Raw genomic sequence first — 26,542 nt, forward strand, 5'->3', positions numbered from 1 at the left:
TGATGCGTGTCTTGATTGCTGATGACCACGAACTGTTGCGCGATACGCTTGATCTGTGGTTCCGGCAGGAAAAAATCGACGTCACGCCAGCACAGGATCTCGACGCTGCGATGCAACTGGTCGAGGCAAGTGAGCCGTTCGACCTGATCTTGCTCGACTACGGCATGCCCGGCATGAATGGTCTGGAGGGTCTTGCTCGCGCGCTTGAGGCAGGTCGCGGTGCGCGTGTCGCCGTGATGTCCGGCATCGCCCCGCGCGAAGTGGCCGAACAGGCACTGGAGATGGGGGCGGCAGGGTTTCTGCCAAAAACCCTGCCAGCCAAATCGCTGGTCAACGCGGTGCGCTTCATGGCGATGGGCGAGCAATATGCGCCAATCGACTTCATGACCGCCGCCCCAGAGGTCGAGGTGCTCAACCCGCTGGCCGAAAAACTGACACCGCGCGAATTGCAGATGCTTGAAAAGCTGTGCGAGGGGCTGTCCAACAAGGAAATCGCCCGCGCTCTCGGCATCCAGGAACCGACTGTCAAGCTGCATCTGAAGACGCTCTACCGCAAGATCGGTGCCCTCAACCGCACCCAAGCAGCCCTGATCGCACGGGACTCCGGGTTGTTTTGATCTGGGCCAGACTGCACCATGACCGCACGGAAAACCCTGTCGCGTCAGCTTGAATTAGATGCAGCGCCCTATCTGCGGGTGTTCCGCGAAGAGGGGGAGGTCGTAGCAGGCCAGGTGATCCCGGATTTCTGGCAGGTCGAGTTGCGCAGTTTCGTTCTGGTGATGCCGGTGCAGCCCGATGGGCGGGTGGTGGCGATGACCGGGTATCGCCACGGACCCCGGCGGAATTGCCTGAGCCTGTCCGGCGGCTTCATCGATCCCGGCGAAACCCCTGAGGCGGCGGCACGTCGCGAATTGCTCGAAGAGGCTGGGCGAACGCCCACACAGTTGATCGGGCTCGGCGATTACGTGGGTAATGGCAATCAACGCGGCGCGCATGGACACTTCTTTCTTGCACGTGGCTGCAAGGCGGCCCCGGGCTGGCTCTCTGATCCAAGCGAAACCGCCACACTTGCCGCGATAACAGCGGATGAGGTCGAAAAGGCGCTCGATGCGGGGCCTTTCGCGGTGGTTCACCACGTTGCCGATTGGGGCCTCGCCCGACGGCATCGTGACTTTCCGGCAGCGTGAACGGCGAGGGAAACTATCCTTCTGGACAGCGCCGAGGCCCGAATGGGGCACAGCCTTAACCCTTTACTCACCCTGCTCAGCCGGTTGCCCCAATCATCTATCCCGCCGCGTCCGCGCCTTTGAAGAGGCGCCGTGGCATAAAGTCTCCAACGAAATTCGGAGACTTCAAAATGCTACACCAGACCACTAATACTGCCTTTCACCCTCAGGCCCGCGTTGTCTCGCGACCTTCCGTTTCTGTCATCGGTCTGGGTTACGTGGGCGCGGTGTCTACCGCTTGCCTTGCGGGGCTCGGCCACCGTGTGATTGGGGTCGATCTCGATCCGGTCAAGGTCGATGCGATCGCGACAGGACGCGCGCCGATCCACGAGAAGGATCTGGACCGGCTGCTGGGCGATGGTGTCGCTGACGGTTTGATCAGCGCAACCAACGACCTTGCCACGGCAGTGGTCGAGACCGACATCACCTTCGTTTCGGTGGGCACCCCCACTGCCGAAGATGGTGGGTGTGACGATCGCTATATTCGCGCCGCCGCGCGTTCGATCGGTGAAGGGCTGGCGCGCAAGGCAGCCTTCCATGTCGTTGTCATGCGCTGCTCTATCCCGCCGGGCACCACACTCGATGTCATGGTGCCCGAGATCGAGGCGGCCTCGGGCCTCAAGGTCGGCGCTGATTTCGGTGTCTGCTTCAACCCCGAATTCCTGCGAGAGGGCGTTGCGGTCGAGGATTTCCACAATCCGCCCAAGACCGTGATTGGCGTCACCGACGATGTCACCGCCGACCTGATGTGCAAGCTTTATGCCGACGTTGATGCCGATCCGGTCGTGACCTCGATCGAGGTGGCCGAGATGGTCAAATATGTCGATAACGTCTGGCACGCGACCAAGGTCACCTTCGCCAACGAGGTTGGCCGCTTGTGCAAGCCCCTGGACGTGGACAGCCACGAGGTGATGGATATCTTCGTGCGCGACACCAAGCTGAACCTGTCGCCCTATTACCTCAAGCCCGGCTTTGCCTATGGCGGCTCTTGCTTGCCCAAAGAGGTGCGCGCGGTAACCCATATTGCGCGCAATCTAGGCGTTGATCTACCGTTGATCGGCGCGCTTGAGCGCTCGAATGCAACCCAGATCGCCGAGGCTGCGCGTCTGGTCAAGGCGACCGGCGCGCGGCGGGTCGCGGTCCTTGGGTTGGCGTTCAAACCCGGCACGGATGACCTGCGCGAAAGCCCGATCCTTGAGGTGATAGCAGAGCTGCAAGAGGCCGGAATCGAGATCACCGCCCATGACCCGGCCATCACGGCAGAGACCCGCATCGAAGCGCAACTGGCCTATGTTGTCCATGCGGCACAAGGGCTGGGGCAACTCGCGACCGGGCTGCGTGACATGCTGGCCGCTGACGCATCTGACGCCGTGGCCGGGGCTGATGCCATCATCGTCACCCATGCTCACCCCGATTACCGCGCCCTGGCCGCTGCTACCGACAAACCAGTGATTGATGTGGCGCGGCTGTGGAAATCCCGTGCCAACCAACCTTCGAACCTCTGCGGTATCGGCTGGTAACTCCCTCAAATTAGGAGAAATGATATGACCTTTCAATCCACTGTTCGCCCGGCTCCCTCGGCAGTGCCTGCCGATGCACCAACCTACGAAGAACGCCCCTGGGGCGCATTCTGGAGCCTTGATCGCGGTGCGGCGCATCAGGTCAAGCGCATCCGCGTGAAGCCGCGCGGACAATTGTCCCTGCAATATCACTACCACCGCGCGGAATGCTGGGTGGTGATCGAGGGTACGGCCACGATCACTGTCGATGACGCGGTGATGAAGGTGAAACTCGGTGGTGTGGTGATGATCCCGAAAGGGGCTGTGCACCGTCTTGAGAACCGGACGAAATCGCATGTGGAGATCATCGAGGTGCAAATGGGCGACTATCTTGGCGAGGACGATATCGTCCGGCTGGAAGACGTCTATGACCGCCCGGCAACCGAAGTGCGGGGCTAACGCCGAAGTAGGCTGCCGCTCCCCTTCCACTCGGCTGCCCTCCGCCGGTTCTATCCCGAACAGGTTGCTGAAATAGTCCCGCCTCGACAAGAATTTAAGAACATGATTCACCCTTCCCACGGCAGTATCGGGGGTGACGATGCGCGGGACGGACGAGACGAGCGGGTCGCTGTTCAGCTATGTTGACTTGGAAGAGCGCATCCCGCCGCGTCATCCGTTGCGCAAGATCAGACAGGTAGTCAATGACGCACTTGCCAGCCTAGATGCGGAGTTCGAGGCACTTTATACCGATTTTGGTCGTCCCTTAATCCCGCCGGAGCCGCTGATCCGGGCGAGCCCGCTGCAAATCCTGTTTTCTGTCCGATCTGAGCGGCAGTTGTTGGATCAGATGGATTACAACCTGATGTTCCGCTGGTTTGTCGGGCTGGGCATTGATGATCCGGTCTGGGTGCCGACCGTGTTCACAAGAACCGCGACCGGCTGCTGACGACAGAGATGTCACGCAAGGTAATGGCCGCAATCCTTGCCCACCGTGAGGTCGCACCGCTGCTCATTTTTCGGTTGATGGCACGCTGGTCAAGGCATGGGCGTCGATGAAGAGTTTCCAGGCAAAGGCCGATGCTACTCCGCCTGACGTTGAGTGGCCCGGCGATCCCCCACTCCGGAAACTACCCCACGAAACCGCGCCTTCCGAGCGAGAGTTCCCAGCCGAGACCCACCCGCTGCCTCGCAACACCAAACCCCACCACAATGCCGAGGTCGATTTCAAGGGCGAAGCGCTCGAACGCCACGCATGCCTCAATCACTGATCTCGATGCACGGCTCTACAAGAAATCATCCGGCACCGGCGCGATGCTGTGTTTCATCGGGCATGCGCTGATGGAGACCCGTCCCAAACAGGACGAATCACAAAATCACAAACGTGCAAAGCCCCACGATTCAGGTTGAGGCGGGACGCTTCAAGTCGGGATATGTGATCATCCGGGATGGCAAAGCCAACCAAACACTATTCCGCGACAGAAAGCGACATATTGGCGACCAACCTATAGTTGGCGACGTTCATTCAGCATATGTGATGAGCCCGAGGAGTGATCGATCAGGGAGATGCTTCACGGGTTAAGTGTCGGCTAAGGGTGCTTTTATCATTGAACTAACGGACGATAGACCACAAGCGCTTCGTGCAAATGTATCGTTTAATATAACCCTGTGGGTAGTGTTTATACCTAATAGGTTGGTATCAAAATACATAAGATCGAATGTGTCTAAGTACAAATCATAGTAGTTTTGTGTCTAAGGTTTTGGTGCGAGAAATATAATGCTCACTTTCCGGCTTTCAAAATATGGCGAGAAGCAGCTTGGCTTACTTTTGAAGATATATTCAGGTGCCACTAGTCAAGGGCTCTCATGGAGGCTGTCTTTTCGGGCTGCAGCGTTACAGGTCCTCATTGTCTTGAATGATTTTGTACCCGTGATTTTCTATGGGGCGATGCTTGCCGGTGCGACGACCCTTGGTGTGTACGCTTCCGCATTACACGGTGAGTTTGAAGTTTGGATTGGTGTGGTGTCGTTTACTCTCTCAGTTATATTGGGTGCATTTAGCGCGGTGCTACTGTCTGAGAGGTTTTTATTACCAATGTGGGTAAGATATGGTCTCTGGCTAGTCTTCTTTTGCTTGGCGAACACAATCTCATATTATTTAATAAGTTCATTTTTCGCATATGAAGCGATTTGGTTATTTATTACACTTCCGGCTTTGTTTGTGATCATGTGGGGTACATACTATTTTTACAAAGATAGCCTGTCTTTTTTGTTTCATAAATCGAGAGCAATGCGGCATTGTCTGCGCGACAAGATCCCCGCCCAGATCCGCGCCCCGATAGTTCGTATCACCGCATTTGATAAGTACGTGTCGATCAAAACGGAGATCGGGGCATGCGAGCTTCGCTTGCCGTTGTCCGATGCAGTTGAGCAAGTGAAAACGCCGGGCGTGCGCGTTCATAGATCCCATTGGATCGCAAAAGACTATATTACCTCATTAGAGAAGAGCGGCAGGAGCTGGTATTTGCACGTTTGCGATGAAAGAATCCCAGTCGCCCCCAGGCAAGTCGATACTGTCAAGAGAATCATAAGGCAGTGTGAGCTAAGCGCTATGGATACATGATTTCCCTGGCAGTACGCCCCTTGGCGACAATAGGGGGCATTTTCGCGACTTTTTCGCTGACGAGGGCTGGCGATTATATTCTGCTCGCGCAAGGCATGGCGTATGTTTCGTGGGGCGCAGGTGCGGAGATACAGTTGTCTGCAGTGCCAAAAATTAGTCAGTGGACGAATATGAGATCAGTTTTCAACCATTGGGTCTTTTCCATTTTTGTGGGTGTCGTCGCTATTCTAGCGGCGGGTATAGTTCTTGGCGCCTCTCCCGCATTAAGTGGAGCGCTCGTCAGCATAGGTCTGATAGCGGGCGTCACTTACTACCTGGGCATAGGTGAAAGTTTCTGGAAAATGTTTTCGAAGCCCAAGCAGGGTCATCAAAGAATGTCCGCGCTTGCCTCGCGACGGGAGTTCGGCAAGACAACGCCCTCGGCCCCGGCACCTGACCCCGCGCAATGGATACAGCGCCATTCGAAGGCAGCCACCAGTCTCGACCAGCGTGTCTTTGTTATCAGTGCTGCGCAGAGCGCATTCACCAATTCTGTGACACAACCACTGACCGGTTCAGGCTACGCACTCGATATACTGGACTGTTTCGACACCGCGCTCACATCCTTAAGGCAGCTGCCGCAGCTTTGGCAGTTTGTATTCATCGACATGGATGCATTGGAAAAACATATCCTCATACACAAGATCGTGGAGGAGCTGCTTCAGTTGCGCCGTGATGTGCCGCATATTCCGATCGCATTGGTGTCGCCCGGTTTCGCGGCAGATGAGTTCGGAACACATCGCCTGCACTTGGCCGATCTTTCTTTGGCAGCGCCTATCCATGCTGGCAGCCTGCTGTCAACCCTGTCGATCATGTCAGAAAATAACAAGTTATGGCAGGCGCGTTTGGCTGCGGTGAACGCAATCGAAAACACCGGATAGGATCTATGCAGCCTCGTACCAATAAGCTCTGCCAGATCTGCGAAAAGCAGAAGAATTCATGTATCCGCTGCCGCGCGGGTGCGCCGCACAATGTTGCGGGTATCACGGCTATGTCAGCGCTGGCCGTGTTGTTGCTGATGGCGATTATACTTTTGTTGAATATCTGAAGCCCGCGGCGCCCGCTGGACGGTGCGGCAGGGCTGGTAACGCATCTTGCGGGTGGGATCGGATCTGCCCTGATCGCGGTATGACGGGCGATGCCACACCCCCGCGCCTCAGACCATGGCGGGTCTCTCGGAAACATGCACCCCGTAATGACCTGTGCGCCGTCGCCGCCTGGGTGCTCCCCCCAATTATCACGGTCCTGCTGTGCCTGCTGCGACAGGGCGCCGTCCAGAGCTGGGCCTCACAAGGTTGGCTGCGAATCATCCTGAGGGTTTGGGCTATAGCAAAAGGGGCAATATGGCCCACACCCCTCATGCATGGGGTGCAGGGTCAGGGCTTTTGAAACCAACGCGGAATTCGCGCCCGGCTGCACAACATTTTCACGCCAGAACGCGTAAATTACACGACATCGCCCGCGACCCCCCCCGAAAAATGAAGCACCAAGCGCGGGAACGTAGTGCGCGGTGCGTCTGTGTGATCGCTGCTGCACCCCCAGATCCGGGCTAACCCGGGCGCGGGGAAACTAATGAGCAGGTAATTGAGTAATGTGTAACAATTTGGCGCCAAGCGCTTCGTTCACCCTTTCGGGTAAGCGCATTCGGAATGTGACCCTGTCCGCAATCTTGCCGCGCAGCGCGCCGCCGGCTGTGCCGGTCGACTCTGCTTCAACCGGCTTGGCCGCATGCGCACCTGCCTGCATCCCCGCGCCTTGTTCGGAAAGCGGTGGTGCCATGCAGCCGCCGCTTTCCCTGTCCTGCCCTGCCCCACGCCACACACCCCCCGAGGATGTCATGCCTGATCTTATGCACTGCCCACAGGGTTCCGCCGCCGCCCCGTGGCCGGACAGGGCCGGGTCGGGCCTTTCGGGGGGGGGGCAGGGCAGGCCCGTCCCCTGCCGAACGCGCAGGGCGCGTGAAGCCCCGCCGCCCATCGGGCGCGCGCCTCACCAGCCCCGAACACCCCGGATGCATATGACACCTCCCCAAGGATCCCAAGCCCCCATGCCACGCGACACGTTTTACACCCCCGAGGATCTCATGTCCCACGCCCCGCACACCGCACAGCGTCAACCCGTCCCGGCCCTCCGGCACGGCGGGTCCGGGTCTGGCCTTGACGGACAGGATCCTGCAGCGGGTGGCCTGACAGGTCGGCTCGCGCGTGCAGCGCGCGGCGGGCTTATGGCGATCCTGGCGGGGCTGATGCTGGTCTTTACCCTGATGGCCATGCCGGGGTCGGCGCAGGCGCAGGCAACTCTCAACGATCTTACGTTCGACCAGAGTTATTCGTTTGAATACATGGAAAAGCCAAATGATGAGCCCTTAGAAGGCGCAGAGTATGGTTTTAACCAAGAATTGCCTATGTCGGGAAATGACGATTTTCGTTTTACGGATTCCTGCGGTTTGCCTGACGAGAGTGAATGGCAAAGTACTGGAATTTTGCCAGCGGAACCCTTTACGTTTTTCGAAGACGTTAATAGCTTTGATTTCCGAGATTTGCAGCGCAACAAAGCTTGGGTAAGGTTCCCAAGTGTGCCGATTGGAACTGATATCGAGCTGAGAATCCGGCAACGGGGACCCCAAGACCAACACGCATTTATTGCTTTCAATGGCCCGTATCTCGAGGTTGATAATCTCGTTGATCCGGTATCGGACAACATCGGCAGTGGAAGTGTGGGCCCCGCAAATGACCCCAATAACATCCTTAGCACTAACAGACTGTTTGGCTTAGGTAGTGGCCTTATCGCACCAATCGGCGATTCCTGGCTGGCCTCTCGCTCAAATGACCTTCGCGACTACGTAGCGACGATAACGACGAACGAGGAGGGAAACGCAATTGTCCACTACCAAAGGGACACCCTAGCCTCGGGAGGAAGAGCATTTTTACAGTGGAGAGAGCCAGGCGGCAATTGGCGCGACCTCCCAAGGGCGAATTTTAACTCTACCCCACCATTTGATACACCACTCTGCGCCCCAGCGGAAGAAGAACTCACTCACGTCAAGTCGGCCTCCCTTGACGATACTGTAGCGGGGACCGACGGGGTGGTCGATGAAGGTGACGAGATCACCTATACCTTTACCCTGGAAAACACGGGCGACGTGGACCTCACAAATGTGAGTGTGGTGGATGACGCTAACTTCTCGGGAACAGGAACGCTGCCGACGCCAACCTTGAATGGTGATGGAACTACAGTGACCACCGACATCGCAATCGGCGAGAGCGCAACCTTCAGCACGACCTATACCCTGACCCAGGCCGACATTGATGAGGGAGAGATCACCAACCAGGCCCTGGCCAGCGCCGACGAGCTTGACGCGGACGTTGTCTCCGACACCGGCACGGACGCAGCTGGCGCGACCATCACGGACCCGCTGGACACCGATAGCAGTGGTTCGGGTGCAACCAACGACGACCCAACTGTCCTGACCCTGACGGCAGCGCCTGCACTGACGCTTGAGAAGTCTGCGGATACGAGCGGCCTGTCGAGCCCTGCGGTGGTTGGCGAGCTGATCACCTACACCTTCTCGGTCGAGAACACGGGCAACGTGACGCTGAACAATGTTGCGGTGAATGACCCGCTGCCGGACCTGTCCGAGCCTGTCTTTGATGCGGGTCTCAGCACGGCTGCGGATGCCAGTCTGGTCGCGCCGGGCGAAACGGCTGTTTTCACGGCGACTTATGCCCTGAAGCAATCCGACATCGACAATGGTCTGACAAACACGGCGTCTGCGACCTCCGAAGAGGTGACGACGCCGGTTGAGGACACGATCACGACAGAGCCCGAGCAGGACCCCGGCCTGACAGTCCTGAAAAGCGCTGTCCTGAACGATAATGACGGCACGCCCGGTGTCTCAGCCGGTGATACGATTGATTATACCTTCAAGGTGACCAATACGGGTAACGTATCGCTGTTCCTGCCCAACGGCGCTGCAGATTTGAATGACACCGAAACCTTCAACGGGACCGCGGCAAATCTGTCCAGCCCCGTCTATCAGAATAACGATGGCGGTGTGTTTCCTGCAAGCCAACTGCCCGTCGGGACGACGGCCACCTACACGGCATCTTATACGCTGACACAGGCGGACGTGGACCGTGGCGAGGTGACCAATCGTGCCGAAGTGACGGCCAACACAGCCAGTGACGGAACAGGGACAGATGTCACAACGGTTTCAGACACGGAAACCGCGCCGGATGGTGAGGTTATCACTGATCCGCTGAACACAGATAGCGATGGCACAGGCGGCTTGAACGATGACCCGACCGTCGTGGAGTTGGCGCAGGCAGCCGATGCGACCCTGATCAAATCCGCAGTGTCCATTTCTGATATAAATGGTGACGGTTTCGTCACAGCGGGCGATATCCTCAATTATGAGTTCACGGTGACCAATACCGGTAACGTGACCCTGACGGATGTTGCCGTAACCGAAGAGAGCTTCAACGGCACAGGTGGGGCTCCGACCATTACTTTCCTGTCAAGCACCGGATCCTCTGTTGAGGGTACTCTCGTACCAGGTGAGACAGCGACATATGTTGCGAATTACACCTTGCAACAGAACGATTTTGCCCTGGAAAACGGGGAGTTGAAAAACCAGGCCAAAATCGACGCAGCTGAGCTTAGTACCTCTGTTCTGTCAGATGCGGGCACAGAACCGGATGGCACTCCCATTGATGATCCCGCTGGAACGGGTACAGATTCAGATGAAACCATTACCGCGCTGCCCCCTCGCGCAACCCTGATCAAATCCGCTGTGCTCGATATCACCGGCGGCGATCGTGATGATATTGTAGATGCAGGCGATGTCATCACCTACACTTACGTTGTTGAGAATGTTGGTGCGGGCACCCTGACAGGGGTAAGCGTCAACGAGACCGCAGCTAATTTCAACGGCACTGGTTTGCTGCCAGAACCTCAGTTTCAATTGAACGAAAGCACCGGGACTAGCCTTTCTGGGGACGGACTTGAGATTGAACCGGGTGGAAAAGCGGTCTTCACAGCAACTTATACGCTCACAGCGGAAGACGCTGACCGCGGAAACGTGACCAACCAGGCTGAAGTTGTGGCGGCTGAGCTTGATACCGCTGTTGTATCGGATGCTGGCACGGATTCTGCTGGCAACGAAATCATCGACCCTCTACAGACTGATTCTAATCAGAATGGTATCCCGAATGATGATCCTACGGTGCTGTCGTTTGCACCACCGCCGCGTGCCACGCTGATCAAATCGGTCGATATCAGCGATCTCTCGGAGTTTCCCCAAGCCGGTGAAACGGTAACTTATAGCTTCACAGTGACCAACACTGGTGAAACAACCCTTGAAAACCTGGAAATCTTTGATCCGCTGATCAGCAGTACGGATGCTGTCGGCACGATCGCCAGCCTGCCCCCCGGCGCGACAGATTCCAATATCCAAGTGACTTATTCGCTCACCCAAGGTGATATCAACGCGGGCAAGGTGGAAAATCAGGCGTTTCTCAGAAGTGACCGTATTCCGGCACCAGGAATCCCTTCAGACACAGGCACCGACCGTCAAGGTGATACCATCGCCGATCCGCTGACCACCGACAGCGATGGTTCGGGCGAGACGAACGATGACCCGACGGTATTCGACATTGCCGCCGATCCCAAAGCGACTTTGATCAAGTCGGCTCAACATATCGATACCAATGAGGATGGGGTAACTGGCCCTGGCGATCAGATCGAGTACACGTTTGAGCTTAAGAACGTTGGTAACGTCAACCTGCTGAACACAACGATTGTTGAGGAAAGCTTTAATGGTAACGGGGCCGCCCTAGACATCGTTTTTGTGACAAACACGGAAACTGGCAACGAAGATATCGATAGTCAGGTTGTTCCCGGTGAGAGCGTTATTTTTCAGGCCTTCTACACGCTGGTTGAAGAGGACTTCATTGCCAACTCCGGTCAGCTGAGCAATCTGGCCAAAGCACCTGAATTGTTCACACCTCAGGGTGTACAGGTCGATCCTGTTTTGTCTGTCGCCGGCACCGATGAGAACGGGGATCTAATCATTACTCCCGAAGCAACGGGAACGGAGCAGGATCCAACACTTTACAACCTTCCGCGAGCAACTTTGTCCAAACAGGTGCTACGTAATGATGCGGACAGTGACACGCCACCAGCGGCCGGACAGGTAATTGAATATCGCTACCTGATTCTAAACCCGAACTTGGTCACTCTGACGGATGTTCAGATTACCGAGAGCCCCGATGACTTCAGCGGTGACTTTGACAACCTGTCAGCAATTGAGTTTGCAGGCCAAGGTTCGTTTGGTGACATAGAAGCCGGTGGGTTTGCTATATACCGCGCAACTTACACCTTAACCCAAGAGGACATCGATCGGGGTTTTGTTGAGAACCAGGCCCGTCTTGATACAGCTGAGATTGATACCGCGATTGTATCAGATACATTTACCAATCCGGATGGCACCGACATCAATGATGGTGCGTTTGGTTTGGGTACTGATAGCTCAGGAGATGGCACGCTTAATAACGACCCCACGCGTTTGGATCTTGAAGCAGTTGGCGCCTTGGATGTCGTAAAGACGGCTACGCTTGCGGATACCAATTCGTCGGGTGCCGATGATGAGGGTGACACGATCACCTACACGATCACGGCCCGGAACACGGGCAACGTGACGCTGAGCAATGTTGCGGTTGCCGATACGCTCTACCGTTCGGATGCAGATAATACAGACCTGTCTGATAACACGGAACTGACGCTGACCAGTGGCCCGACCTTTGACAGTGCGGACCAGGGCTCTTCGGAGGGCACGCTTAAGCCCGGCGAGACGGCAACCTACACGGCGACTTATGTGCTTGAACAGGACGATGTTGATGCGGGCGGTGTGGTGAATACGGCTGTTGTGTCAAGTGAGACCCCTGATGGCACCAAGATTGAGGAAGAGTCTGGCCCCACTTCTGAAACCGATGGTGCGACCGCGACATCGCTGACGCAGGAACCGGGCCTGTCGCTTGCGAAGACGGCGGACACGAGCGCGCTGTCGAGCCCTGCGGTGGTTGGTGAAGAGATCACCTATACCTTTGAGGTTGAGAACACGGGCAACGTGACGCTGACCAACGTTGCGGTGAATGACCCGCTGCCGGACCTGTCCGAGCCTGTCTTTGATGCGGGTCTCAGCACGGCTGCGGATGCCAGCTCGGTCGCGCCGGGCGAAACGGCTGTTTTCACGGCGACCTATGCCCTGAAGCAATCCGACATCGACAATGGTCTGACAAACACGGCGTCTGCGACCTCCGAAGAGGTGACGACGCCGGTCGAGGACACGATCACGACGTCTCCTGAGCAGGCACCTGCACTGACGCTTGCGAAGACTGCGGACACGAGCGCGCTGTCGAGCCCTGCGGTGGTTGGTGAAGAGATCACCTATACCTTTGAGGTTGAGAACACGGGCAACGTGACGCTGAACAACGTTGCGGTGGACGACCCGCTGCCGGACCTGTCCGAGCCTGTCTTTGATGATACTGCCAGCACGGCCACGGATGCCAGTCTGGTCGCGCCGGGCGAAACGGCTGTTTTCACGGCGACTTATGCCCTGAAGCAATCCGACATCGACAATGGTCTGACAAACACGGCGTCTGCGACCTCCGAAGAGGTGACGACGCCGGTCGAGGACACGATCACGACGTCTCCTGAGCAGGCTCCTGCACTGACGCTTGCGAAGACGGCGGACACGAGCGCGCTGTCGAGCCCTGCGGTGGTTGGTGAAGAGATCACCTATACCTTTGAGGTTGAGAACACGGGCAACGTGACGCTGACCAACGTTGCGGTGGACGACCCGCTGCCGGACCTGTCCGAGCCTGTCTTTGATGATACTGCCAGCACGGCCACGGATGCCAGTCTGGTCGCGCCGGGCGAAACGGCTGTTTTCACGGCGACTTATGCCCTGAAGCAATCCGACATCGACAATGGTCTGACAAACACGGCGTCTGCGACCTCCGAAGAGGTGACGACGCCGGTTGAGGACACGATCACGACGTCTCCTGAGCAGGCTCCTGCACTGACGCTTGCGAAGACGGCGGACACGAGCGCGCTGTCGAGCCCTGCGGTGGTTGGTGAAGAGATCACCTATACCTTTGAGGTTGAGAACACGGGCAACGTGACGCTGAACAATATCGTAGTGAATGACCCGCTGATTGATGCGAGCAACCCTGTCGGGACGATCACGTCTCTTTTGCCGGGTGCCACGGATAACAGCGTGACGGCGACCTATATCCTGACACAGGATGACATCAACAACGGTAGTGTTGTGAATACCGCAACAGCAACTTCGGCTGAGGTGACAGACGAAGTCTCCTCTAATGAAGAAACCGTAAGCTACGATGTTTTGGCTGACCTTTCGATTGCGAAGGTTGTTGACAATGCGACGCCGAATGTTGGTGAGCAGGTTGTGTTCACGCTGACGGCTTCGAATGCGGGTCCGTCGGATGCGACAGGCGTTGTTGTGACGGATGAGCTTCCGTCGGGTTACACCTATGTGTCGGACAACGGTTCCGAGGCGTATGATGAGACGACTGGTGAGTGGACGATTGGCGATCTTGCCAATGGTGCGTCTGAGACGCTTGAGATCACGGTCACGGTGAATGCGACGGGTGATTTTGGCAACGTGGCCTCGATTGATGGCGAACAAATGGATCCGTCAACGGAGAACAACGAGACGCCTGCTGTGAAGGCCGAGCCCCTTGCTGATCTGTCGGTGTCCAAGAGCGTGGACAAAGAGACGGCCAATGTTGGCGAGACTGTTGTGTTCGCGGTGACCGCCTCGAACTTCGGCCCGTCGGATGCCAACGATGTGATCGTTGAGGATCTTCTGCCCAGTGGTTACGTGTTTGTGTCCTCGTCTGTGCCGTCCGGGACGACATATGATCCTGCGACTGGTATCTGGGACATCGGGTTTCTGCCGGGTGACAACACCACGCGGATTCTGACGATCACGGCAGAGGTGCAGCCTACGGGTGATTATGGCAATGTGGCCGAGATCAGTGGTGATACGCCGGCTGATCCCAATGAGAATAACAATAAAACGGATCCGATTGCGCCGGCGAATCTGGTGCAGCAGTCGGACCTGGCCCTGACGAAGGCCGTCAGTGACGATAAACCGAAGGTCGGCGACGAAATCGTCTTCACGCTGGTGGCGACCAATAACGGTCCGTCGGATGCGAATGCTGCGAATGTCAAGGTCACGGACGAGCTTCCGTCGGGCTACACCTATGTGTCGAGCGCGGCGACCGATGGGTCTTATGACGAGAGCACAGGCATTTGGGACATTGGCTCGCTTGCCAAGGACCAGGAAGAGACGCTTGAGATCACTGTTTTGGTGAATGCGTCGGGGGATTACGCGAACGTGGCCTCGATCGAGGGCGACGAGGCGGATCCTGATCTTACTAACAACACGACGCCTGCTGTTGAGCCCGAGCCCACGCCGGTGAGCGATCTTTCGATTACGAAGGTTGTTGACAACGCGACGCCGAATGTTGGTGACACGGTGACCTTCACGCTGACGGCCGAGAACGATGGTCCGTCGGATGCGACTGGCGTTGTTGTGACCGAGCAGCTTGAAGACGGCTACGAGTTCACCAAAGCGACCCCGTCTGTCGGTAGCTATGATCCTGCAACGGGTGAGTGGTCGATTGGCGCTCTGGCCAATGCGGGTAGTGCAACCCTGACCCTTGAGGCGACGGTTCTGGCGTCTGGGACCTACACGAACACTGCCTCTATCACGGGTAATGAGGAAGATCCTTCCACGGAAAACAACGTGATCGATCCGCCGGTTGAGACGACCCCTGTTGCACAGAGCGATCTTTCGATTGCGAAGGTTGTTGACAATGCGACGCCGAATGTTGGTGAGCAGGTTGTGTTCACGCTGACGGCTTCGAATGCGGGTCCGTCGGATGCGACAGGCGTTGTTGTGACGGATGAGCTTCCGTCGGGTTACACCTATGTGTCGGATAATGGCGGCAGTGCGACCTCGGAGAGCAATGGTGAGATTACCTGGACGATTGGTGATCTGGCCAATGGTGCGGATCCTGTGGAGCTTGCGATCACGGTGACAGTGAATGCCACTGGCGATTATGGCAACACGGCCTCGATTGAGGGCAATGAGGAAGATCCGTCTACGGAAAACAACGTGATCGATCCGCCGGTTGAGACGACCCCTGTTGCACAGAGCGATCTTTCGATTGCGAAGGTTGTTGACAATGCGACGCCGAATGTTGGTGAGCAGGTTGTGTTCACGCTGACGGCTTCGAATGCGGGTCCGTCGGATGCGACAGGCGTTGTTGTGACGGATGAGCTTCCGTCGGGTTACACCTATGTGTCGGACAACGGTTCCGAGGCGTATGATGAGACGACTGGTGAGTGGACGATTGGCGATCTTGCCAATGGTGCGTCTGAGACGCTTGAGATCACGGTCACGGTGAATGCGACGGGTGATTTTGGCAACGTGGCCTCGATTGATGGCGAACAAATGGATCCGTCAACGGAGAACAACGAGACGCCTGCTGTGAAGGCCGAGCCCCTTGCTGATCTGTCGGTGTCCAAGAGCGTGGACAAAGAGACGGCCAATGTTGGCGAGACTGTTGTGTTCGCGGTGACCGCCTCGAACTTCGGCCCGTCGGATGCCAACGATGTGATCGTTGAGGATCTTCTGCCCAGTGGTTACGTGTTTGTGTCCTCGTCTGTGCCGTCCGGGACGACATATGATCCTGCGACTGGTATCTGGGACATCGGGTTTCTGCCGGGTGACAACACCACGCGGATTCTGACGATCACGGCAGAGGTGCAGCCTACGGGTGATTATGGCAATGTGGCCGAGATCAGTGGTGATACGCCGGCTGATCCCAATGAGAATAACAATAAAACGGATCCGATTGCGCCGGCGAATCTGGTGCAGCAGTCGGACCTGGCCCTGACGAAGGCCGTCAGTGACGATAAACCGAAGGTCGGCGACGAAATCGTCTTCACGCTGGTGGCGACCAATAACGGTCCGTCGGATGCGAATGCTGCGAATGTCAAGGTCACGGACGAGCTTCCGTCGGGCTACACCTATGTGTCGAGCGCGGCGACCGATGGGTCTTATGACGAGAGCACAGGCATTTGGGACATTGGCTCGCTTGCCAAGGACCAGGAAGAGACGCTTGAGATCACTGTTTTGGTGAATGCGTCGGGGGATTACGCGAACGTGGCCTCGATCGAGGGCGACGAGGCGGATCCTGATCTTACTAACAACACGACGCCTGCTGTTGAGCCCGAGCCCACGCCGGTGAGCGATCTTTCGATTACGAAGGTTGTTGACAACGCGACGCCGAATGTTGGTGACACGGTGACCTTCACGCTGACGGCCGAGAACGATGGTCCGTCGGATGCGACTGGCGTTGTTGTGACCGAGCAGCTTGAAGACGGCTACGAGTTCACCAAAGCGACCCCGTCTGTCGGTAGCTATGATCCTGCAACGGGTGAGTGGTCGATTGGCGCTCTGGCCAATGCGGGTAGTGCAACCCTGACCCTTGAGGCGACGGTTCTGGCGTCTGGGACCTACACGAACACTGCCTCTATCACGGGTAATGAGGAAGATCCTTCCACGGAAAACAACGTGATCGATCCGCCGGTTGAGACGACCCCTGTTGCACAGAGCGATCTTTCGATTGCGAAGGTTGTTGACAATGCGACGCCGAATGTTGGTGAGCAGGTTGTGTTCACGCTGACGGCTTCGAATGCGGGTCCGTCGGATGCGACAGGCGTTGTTGTGACGGATGAGCTTCCGTCGGGTTACACCTATGTGTCGGATAATGGCGGCAGTGCGACCTCGGAGAGCAATGGTGAGATTACCTGGACGATTGGTGATCTGGCCAATGGTGCGGATCCTGTGGAGCTTGCGATCACGGTGACAGTGAATGCCACTGGCGATTATGGCAACACGGCCTCGATTGAGGGCAATGAGGAAGATCCGTCTACGGAAAACAACGTGATCGATCCGCCGGTTGAGACGACCCCTGTTGCACAGAGCGATCTTTCGATTGCGAAGGTTGTTGACAATGCGACGCCGAATGTTGGTGAGCAGGTTGTGTTCACGCTGACGGCTTCGAATGCGGGTCCGTCGGATGCGACAGGCGTTGTTGTGACGGATGAGCTTCCGTCGGGTTACACCTATGTGTCGGACAACGGTTCCGAGGCGTATGATGAGACGACTGGTGAGTGGACGATTGGCGATCTTGCCAATGGTGCGTCTGAGACGCTTGAGATCACGGTCACGGTGAATGCGACGGGTGATTTTGGCAACGTGGCCTCGATTGATGGCGAACAAATGGATCCGTCAACGGAGAACAACGAGACGCCTGCTGTGAAGGCCGAGCCCCTTGCTGATCTGTCGGTGTCCAAGAGCGTGGACAAAGAGACGGCCAATGTTGGCGAGACTGTTGTGTTCGCGGTGACCGCCTCGAACTTCGGCCCGTCGGATGCCAACGATGTGATCGTTGAGGATCTTCTGCCCAGTGGTTACGTGTTTGTGTCCTCGTCTGTGCCGTCCGGGACGACATATGATCCTGCGACTGGTATCTGGGACATCGGGTTTCTGCCGGGTGACAACACCACGCGGATTCTGACGATCACGGCAGAGGTGCAGCCTACGGGTGATTATGGCAATGTGGCCGAGATCAGTGGTGATACGCCGGCTGATCCCAATGAGAATAACAATAAAACGGATCCGATTGCGCCGGCGAATCTGGTGCAGCAGTCGGACCTGGCCCTGACGAAGGCCGTCAGTGACGATAAACCGAAGGTCGGCGACGAAATCGTCTTCACGCTGGTGGCGACCAATAACGGTCCGTCGGATGCGAATGCTGCGAATGTCAAGGTCACGGACGAGCTTCCGTCGGGCTACACCTATGTGTCGAGCGCGGCGACCGATGGGTCTTATGACGAGAGCACAGGCATTTGGGACATTGGCTCGCTTGCCAAGGACCAGGAAGAGACGCTTGAGATCACTGTTTTGGTGAATGCGTCGGGGGATTACGCGAACGTGGCCTCGATCGAGGGCGACGAGGCGGATCCTGATCTTACTAACAACACGACGCCTGCTGTTGAGCCCGAGCCCACGCCGGTGAGCGATCTTTCGATTACGAAGGTTGTTGACAACGCGACGCCGAATGTTGGTGACACGGTGACCTTCACGCTGACGGCCGAGAACGATGGTCCGTCGGATGCGACTGGCGTTGTTGTGACCGAGCAGCTTGAAGACGGCTACGAGTTCACCAAAGCGACCCCGTCTGTCGGTAGCTATGATCCTGCAACGGGTGAGTGGTCGATTGGCGCTCTGGCCAATGCGGGTAGTGCAACCCTGACCCTTGAGGCGACGGTTCTGGCGTCTGGGACCTACACGAACACTGCCTCTATCACGGGTAATGAGGAAGATCCTTCCACGGAAAACAACGTGATCGATCCGCCGGTTGAGACGACCCCTGTTGTTTTGCCTGCCCTTCAGGATGACTCAGTGTTGAGCAACGATCTTGGTGAGCCTGTCACTGTCGATGTTCTTGGCAACGACGAGGCTGGAAGCAATCCGATTGATCCTGCAAGTGTGCGCTTGCTCGACGAGAGTGGTGAACCTGTGACGGAGCTGGTTGTTGCTGGCGAAGGCACCTGGACGGTTGATGAGACCACGGGCGAGATCACGTTCACGCCGGAAGCCGGCTTCACGGGCGATCCACAGCCAGTCAGCTACACAGCCTCTGACGATCAGGGCAACCCGGCTGCCGCGCCTGGGACGGTGAGCGTGGTCTACACCGAGGCTCCTGTGCTCGAGGATGACGAGAGCACGGGGAACACCCCAGGTGAGCCTGTCACGGTTGATGTCCTTGGCAACGATGACACGTCGATTGATCCTGCAAGTGTGCGCTTGCTCGACGAGAGTGGTGAACCTGTGACGGAGCTGGTTGTTGCTGGCGAAGGCACCTGGACGGTTGATGAGACCACGGGCGAGATCACGTTCACGCCGGAAGCCGGCTTCACGGGCGATCCACAGCCAGTCAGCTACACAGCCTCTGACGATCAGGGCAACCCGGCTGCCGCGCCTGGGACGGTGAGCGTGGTCTACACCGAGGCTCCTGTGCTCGAGGATGACGAGAGCACGGGGAACACCCCAGGTGAGCCTGTCACGGTTGATGTCCTTGGCAACGATGACACGTCGATTGATCCTGCAAGTGTGCGCTTGCTCGACGAGAGTGGTGAACCTGTGACGGAGCTGGTTGTTGCTGGCGAAGGCACCTGGACGGTTGATGAGACCACGGGCGAGATCACGTTCACGCCGGAAGCCGGCTTCACGGGCGATCCACAGCCAGTCAGCTACACAGCCTCTGACGATCAGGGCAACCCGGCTGCCGCGCCTGGGACGGTGAGCGTGGTCTACACCGAGGCTCCTGTGCTCGAGGATGACGAGAGCACGGGGAACACCCCAGGTGAGCCTGTCACGGTTGATGTCCTTGGCAACGATGACACGTCGATTGATCCTGCAAGTGTGCGCTTGCTCGACGAGAGTGGTGAACCTGTGACGGAGCTGGTTGTTGCTGGCGAAGGCACCTGGACGGTTGATGAGACCACGGGCGAGATCACGTTCACGCCGGAAGCCGGCTTCACGGGCGATCCACAGCCAGTCAGCTACACAGCCTCTGACGATCAGGGCAACCCGGCTGCCGCGCCTGGGACGGTGAGCGTGGTCTACACCGAGGCTCCTGTGCTCGAGGATGACGAGAGCACGGGGAACACCCCAGGTGAGCCTGTCACGGTTGATGTCCTTGGCAACGATGACACGTCGATTGATCCTGCAAGTGTGCGCTTGCTCGACGAGAGTGGTGAACCTGTGACGGAGCTGGTTGTTGCTGGCGAAGGCACCTGGACGGTTGATGAGACCACGGGCGAGATCACGTTCACGCCGGAAGCCGGCTTCACGGGCGATCCACAGCCAGTCAGCTACACAGCCTCTGACGATCAGGGCAACCCGGCTGCCGCGCCTGCGACGGTGAGCGTGGTCTACACCGAGGCTCTCGAGATCACGAAGATAGCCGGTGTCGATTCGGTACGGGTGGGTGATCTTTTGACTTACGAGATCTCTATCCGGAATTCCGGCACGGCTGATGTGGTTGTCGATATTGTCGACACCCTGCCGAGAGGGTTCATTTATCGCCAGGGAAGTGCGGCGACAGATGGCGTACCGATTGATCCGGGGCAATCGGGTCAGGTGCTGCGTTTCGAGGGCGTGACCGCGCAGGCTGGACGCGTGACCGTCATTACGTTGACAACATACGTATCCACGGCGGTGACAGTTGGCACGCATATCAACCGCGCACGGATGTTTAATCCCTTCACTGGCGCGCCTATCGGGCAAGAGGCTACGGCGGCTGTGCGTGTTGAGGTTGACCCTGTGTTCCAGTGTTCAACCGTGATTGGCCGTGTGTTTGATGACATCAACCATGATGGCTACTTCAATGGCGAGCCTCAGGAAGATCGCTTTGCGATCACGGATCAGGATTTCATTCCTGGCAAAGGCAAGTTCTGGTCCGAGCCCACGCCATCTGCGCCGCGCCGCGAAAAAGGGCTGCCCGGGGTGCGTCTGGTCACACCCAACGGCATCGCGGTCACAACAGATGAGCATGGTCGCTTCAGCCTGCCATGTGCAGCCCTGCCGCGCGATATCGGGTCGAACTTCATGCTCAAGCTCGATGATCGGACGCTGCCTGTAGGCTACCGTCTGACCACCGAGAACCCGCGTGTGGTGCGCCTGACACCGGGCATGCTGACCAAGATGAATTTTGGTGCGGCCATGTTCCCTGTGGCGCGGGTGGATCTGTCGGCGCGCGCTTTCAGCGCAAACGGTGAGATGCGCCCTGAGTTGAGAGCAGGTTTGCAAGGCCTTGTGGCGCAGATCGCAGCGAAGCCTTCGGTTGTTCGGCTCAGTTATCAAGCGGCTCCGAATGAGCGCGACTCTGTAGGCAATGCACGTCTGCGAAGCGTGGAGAGGGAAATCAGGCGCTTGTGGTCGGGAACAGGTCGCTATGCGCTGACAGTAGAGCGTGTGGTCGAAAGAGCCGCAAATAAACCAGGGCAGCAGTGAGGATTAGAGCAATGCAAAAAATGTACAGGATCACTGCCCTAGGCGGCTCTATGGTCTCAATTCTGGCCCTTGTAGCAGCCTTCGGAGCGACGCACGCGCAAGCTGACAGCCGAAACTGTGCGCTGATAGATGGAGTGTTGCCCACAGGGTGTGCGCATGACAATGCGGGGCTCGTTGTTAGTCGCCCCAGCCCGACATCATCGGGGCATACCTCGGCCGGTGACCTGGGTGAAACCGGGTTCTCGGTTTCGATTGACGCAGGTGTGACCCAGCCACGCCAGCATGTGGCGGGTGATGCTGCGGTTACCGAGCGGCTGCGTCGTATGGACCATGCGTTGTCAGATATGGGTTTTCGAGTATCGGTAGATGGGCTCGGCGCGAAGCCTATCCTAAATGTCTCCACAGTTGATATGCGTAGCGGATACCGGGCTGGGGAGGTGATCAGCTTCCGCTCTTCGTCAAACTATCCAGCTTGGATAGAAAACGCGGAAATTGTTGTCGTTGATGCTCGTAGTCCTGGCGTTCCTCTGGCGATATTATCTACTGGGCCGAACGCGACCGCCAACTGGACCATGCCTGCAGATGCGCCCGATGCGATGGCCTATGTCTTGCGTGTGTATGACGCCCAAGGCCGGCGTGATGAGACTGTGCCATTGCCTCTGATCCGCAGTGACCGCGAATTGCCCGGATCGGAACTGACCGGTCCTGTCATAGCGGCAGGCGAAGGCGAGGATCGCACCGCTCGGCGGCGTATTCCGGTGCGTGGTGGGGCGATCACGGTCTCTGGCACAGATATGCCGGCAGGGGGCCAACTTAGCCTGATGGGCGAACCGGTCGTCCCGGACATCCGGCGCAACTTTGTCATTCAGCGTATTTTGCCCCCCGGAACACATGATGTGACCATCAACGCGGGCAATGAAAGTCAGGCGCAGTCGGTCACGATTCCGCATCGGGATATCTTTGCAACCGGTATTGCCGATATTACGCTTGGCCGTGATCGTGTCAGTGGCGAAAACTGGCGCTACGGGCGTGTTGCGGGCTTTGTAGACGGCGTCTATGCCAATGGCACGCGGCTTACGGCGTCGGTCGATACGCGCGACACGGAAATGCGCGACATGTTCCGCAATATTACGCGCCGTCATCCAGATCAGGTTCTGCGCGGGATTGAAGATCGCGATGTCTGGGTAACTACAGGCGACGACAGCAAAACCGAGAACCTTGCGCCGACCTCGGGGCGGTTCTACCTGCGCCTTGAACGCGACAACAGCCATATCATGTGGGGCGATTTCCGCCCTGAAAGCGACTTGAGCCGTGTGGTCCGCACGGATCGAACGCTGTACGGGCTTTCTGGCCGGTTCGAGACGACCGAGACAATGCCCAATGGCGAGGCCCGCGCCACGGTAACAGGCTATGCGGCCCAGATTGACCGATTGACACAACGCGATGTGTTCCGCGGCACGGGGGGTAGCTCTTATTTCCTGTCGCGGCGCGATATTGAATCAGGTACCGAAACACTGATCGCTGAAGTGCGCGACCCTGTTTCGGGGCGGATCATCTCGACCCGCCGTCTGGTTGAGGGGCGCGATTACCGCATTGATTATGTGCAGGGCGTGGTGATCCTGAATGAACCACTGGGCCCAACAGCAGGCGGTAGCGGTCTGTCGTCGGATCGGCCGATGGGCGATTATGACGTCAATCTGATTGCGCAATACGACTATGTGCCTGCTGCTGGCGCATCTCTGACCAGCACATATGGTGGGCGCGCGGAGGCTTGGCTCACTCAGAATGTAAGGGTTGGGGTCAGCGGATCGCGCGAGACAACTGGCCTTGCGGATAACACGCTGGTCGGTGCGGATATCCTGGTGCAGCGCCATGAGGGAACGTATATCAGCTTGGACGCTGCGCGTAGCGAAGGGCCGGGGTTGAATACGCGTCCGTCATTGACCGGCGGACTTGATTTGGATGATGACCAGGTCGCAGCAGGAGTGCGAGGACAGCGCGCGCTGGGTGTGCGGGCCGAAGGGCGGCTTGATCTGGCAGATCTTGGCGGCGAAGGTCACGTGTTCGGCTGGTATGAGCACCGGCAGGCAGGGTTCTGGTCGCCCGATTACAATGCGACCGAGACCGAGCGCAGCTACGGGATCGATGGCGCGATTGGTCTGGGGCAGGCGACTCTTACATTCGGCGCCGAAGAAGCGCGCCGCGGCGCGGATCGACGCACACAGAAAGCGCGTATCGGGGTGGATACCCCGCTGCGCGATGATTTGGCGCTTGAAGTGGAACTTGCACATCGCACCGAGCGCAATATGGCCGCTGCCGCACCCACAGGCGAGAATGGCACCCGCACGGATATTGCCGCACGCCTGACATGGGATGCGTTCGAGGACGCGCGGTTGTGGGTCTTTGGCCAGGCAACCGTTCGACAGAGCGGTGATCTGGCACGCGACAACCGGATCGGCGCGGGGGGCGAGGTTGATTTGACCGATACGTTGACACTGTCAGGCGAAGCTTCGACAGGGAACCTTGGATTTGCTGGTCGCGCCGATCTGACCTACCGCCCGAATGCAACAACCAGCTACCGCTTGGGGCTGCGCGAAGACCGTACGCGCACGAATGAGCTGTCGAGTGCCGCGCGGCGGAGCATCAGCTTTGGCGCAGATCGCAAGATCAATGATGCATGGTCGGCGACGACAGAAACAGTGATGGGCGGAATTCGTGACCGGCGCTCGCTCACCAGCACCTATGGCGTCACCTATACGCCAGATGAGGTGCGCAGCTATTCGATGGGCGTGCTCACTGGCGAAACCCGCGAAAGCGATGGTACCACTGTCAAGCGCGATGGTGTGTCCTTTGGCTTGACCCACAACAATGCAAATTCGGTTAACTACCGCTTGCGGGCTGAATATCGTCGTGATCGCTCGGACAACCCCGATCGGTTCACAAAACGGAATTCTTGGTTGGTCAGCGGCGATCTGGGCTATCAGACTAGCGATGACTGGCGCCTGATTGCAGCTCTTGATCTGGTGCTCTCAAGCGGCGATGGCATGTCCCTGCGAGATGGACGCTACATCGAGGGCAAGCTGGGCTATGCCTACCGACCAGTCGATAATGATCGCTTGAACGCGCTGTTCAGCTATACTTTTCTTGATGACCAACCCGGCGGGGATCAAATCAATATTGATGGTAACATAGGCGGTCCGCATCAGCGCAGCCATATCTTGAATGCCGCAATGAATTACGATCTGGATGAGCGTTGGACGCTGGGACTTAAGTACGGCTTTCGTCATCGTGAACAGACTGATCGGATCACCGGTGAGTCGACGCGTTCAACAGCCCATCTCGGGATCGCACGGCTCGACTACCGGATCGTCCAAAAGTGGGATATTATGGGCGAGGTTCGAGCGTTTCATGCGCCGCAGGCAAATACAACTGAAGTTGGCGCTTTGCTGGGCGTCTATCGTGAAGTGAACCCCAATGCCCGTATTGGTATAGGTTATTCTTGGGGAGGGATATCTGATGACATGCGTCGGATTGATCGAGCTAGGGAGGGATTATTTCTGAACATCATTGGTAAGTTTTAGAAGCGGTAGTACCGTTTGATGCTCAAGGAAACATTTGTGGATGCTAGGTGCCTGACTATGATACATATTTTACTACGCCCGAGTCGTATTCTGAAGAAGCGCTTAAGCTACACGGTTGCTATGGGCTGTATCGCTGCGGCATGTTCTAACACACAATATGTCGATATGTCTGTCTCTCCCGCCAGTCTGGAAGATAGCGGGTATGAGCGCGAAGCTCCAACGAGATCGTTTGATGTTCGGCCATCTCTAACTGCTGCATCAGATAAGCCGCTGTCGACTAATAATAAATCCCTCATGCATGTCGAAGATGAGATATTGCGGCGTCAGACGGAATATCGAGAAATAGAAAAAACGTTGGCACTACGCGGAGCAGCTGTCGGAGCGGTGAAGGGAGGGATCATAGGTCTTTTACTGGCTGACGCCCCAGGTGGGGTCTTGGGGGCGTTCCTTGGCGGTAGCGGTGGGTACGTGGTATCAGTTCATGCCGCATCAGCAGTAATACGAGAGCATCAAGAATATTTAATTCGGAAATCCAGTATCGAAGATATTCTAGAAGCCGCACGGGAAGATCAAGAAGCAACGGCGACCGATGCCAATCTACTCAACAAATATCAACGCGCTCTTGAGCAAAGACCATCTGTGATCCACCCAAACAGGCAGGTCGATAACGATCGAGATAAACAAATTGCTGAAGCGGTTAAGGAATTACGGCAGCGAGCAGAACTCCGACATGTTGCTTTGCAGGAGTTGGCGCCAGTTTACGCAGATCGACAAGGTGCGGGTGAGGAACTTCATTCTGAGTTACAGAAAAGTTCTCGCCTTTTACAGTTAGTGCGCAAAGGCTATGATAGTTTATTGGAGGGGCAATAATGAAGGTTGAATGCCGTGCTGGGTTAATTTTAATTTCTTTTGTGGGCTTATCAGCGTGTGCGCCAAAAGTCGGAAGCGCCCATGATCCTTGTGTGATGGCAGACCAACAAATATCGGCAAAAGCGTTAATTACCAATTCATTAACGAATGCCTACGAGAGTTGCCTCGCCAATCTGCGTGGGGGCTATGAATGGCACTAAGACTAAATGCGGTGAAGGGTGCAGCGATTTGTATTTGCTTTTTATTGGCTTCGTGTGCAAAAGAAGATCACCAAAGCAGTGTGCTCGTAAAAAGCGAAAATCGAACAATCAAAATGAACCCTCATCATAAGTCATTTAAAGAGGTGCGCTCTCATACGTTAAATGGAAATAAGAAAGATGCTGAGGGTGTTAAAAGATCTCTAACGGAGTACGGTAACGCGGTCACAGAAACCGAAGCCTCCGTAGTGGAGGTACTGCACAAAGCGCTCATGCGTCTCGCTCTTAAGTTTCTGTTGTTAATATCATAAATAGTGGTCGAAGCTG

10 protein-coding genes and 1 pseudogene are annotated in these 26,542 nt (G+C 57.0%); all 11 read left to right on the plus strand.

Features of this window, described 5'->3' with window-relative positions; genetic code table 11:
- Positions 1–2: 2 nt before the first annotated feature.
- The 11 genes and pseudogenes from BD293_RS00265 to BD293_RS00315 all read left to right on the plus strand — a co-directional run bounded on the left by BD293_RS00265 (position 3) and on the right by BD293_RS00315 (position 26,526).
- The gene (locus BD293_RS00265; protein WP_142084171.1) at positions 3–617 is read left to right on the plus strand and encodes a response regulator; all 615 of its coding nucleotides are present in this window, start codon (positions 3–5) and stop codon (positions 615–617) included.
- An 18-nt stretch (positions 618–635) separates the two neighbouring features.
- Entirely contained in the window at positions 636–1,187 is a 552-nt protein-coding gene (locus tag BD293_RS00270; RefSeq protein ID WP_142079297.1) for an NUDIX hydrolase, read from the plus strand.
- 170 nt (positions 1,188–1,357) lie between these two features.
- On the plus strand, positions 1,358–2,746 hold the full coding sequence (locus BD293_RS00275) for a nucleotide sugar dehydrogenase (RefSeq protein ID WP_142079298.1): 1,389 nt from the start codon (positions 1,358–1,360) through the stop codon (positions 2,744–2,746).
- 24 nt (positions 2,747–2,770) lie between these two features.
- Positions 2,771–3,184 carry a phosphomannose isomerase type II C-terminal cupin domain gene (locus BD293_RS00280; RefSeq protein WP_142079299.1) on the plus strand — a complete coding sequence of 138 codons (414 nt, stop codon included), beginning with the start codon at positions 2,771–2,773 and terminating at the stop codon, positions 3,182–3,184.
- 139 nt (positions 3,185–3,323) lie between these two features.
- Positions 3,324–4,075, plus strand: a pseudogene (locus tag BD293_RS00285) (transposase); the annotation flags it as partial.
- 424 nt (positions 4,076–4,499) lie between these two features.
- Positions 4,500–5,345 carry a LytTR family DNA-binding domain-containing protein gene (locus tag BD293_RS00290; protein ID WP_142079300.1) on the plus strand — a complete coding sequence of 282 codons (846 nt, stop codon included), beginning with the start codon at positions 4,500–4,502 and terminating at the stop codon, positions 5,343–5,345.
- A gap of 20 nt (positions 5,346–5,365) precedes the next feature.
- Positions 5,366–6,265: a hypothetical protein gene (locus BD293_RS00295; RefSeq protein ID WP_142079301.1), complete on the plus strand. Its 900-nt coding sequence runs from the start codon at positions 5,366–5,368 to the stop codon at positions 6,263–6,265.
- A 1,166-nt stretch (positions 6,266–7,431) separates the two neighbouring features.
- Entirely contained in the window at positions 7,432–21,567 is a 14,136-nt protein-coding gene (locus BD293_RS00300; RefSeq protein WP_170207016.1) for a DUF7507 domain-containing protein, read from the plus strand.
- A 572-nt stretch (positions 21,568–22,139) separates the two neighbouring features.
- The gene (locus BD293_RS00305; protein WP_142079303.1) at positions 22,140–25,148 is read left to right on the plus strand and encodes a porin family protein; all 3,009 of its coding nucleotides are present in this window, start codon (positions 22,140–22,142) and stop codon (positions 25,146–25,148) included.
- Between the two features lie 18 nt (positions 25,149–25,166).
- Positions 25,167–26,018, plus strand: a complete 852-nt coding sequence (locus BD293_RS00310; RefSeq protein WP_142079304.1) for a glycine zipper family protein — start codon at positions 25,167–25,169, stop codon at positions 26,016–26,018.
- A gap of 190 nt (positions 26,019–26,208) precedes the next feature.
- Complete coding sequence (locus tag BD293_RS00315; protein ID WP_142079305.1) at positions 26,209–26,526, plus strand: hypothetical protein; 318 nt, start codon at positions 26,209–26,211, stop codon at positions 26,524–26,526.
- Positions 26,527–26,542 lie beyond the last annotated feature (16 nt).

This window comes from Roseinatronobacter monicus, assembly GCF_006716865.1.
In the GTDB taxonomy this organism is placed as follows: Bacteria; Pseudomonadota; Alphaproteobacteria; order Rhodobacterales; family Rhodobacteraceae; genus Roseinatronobacter; species Roseinatronobacter monicus.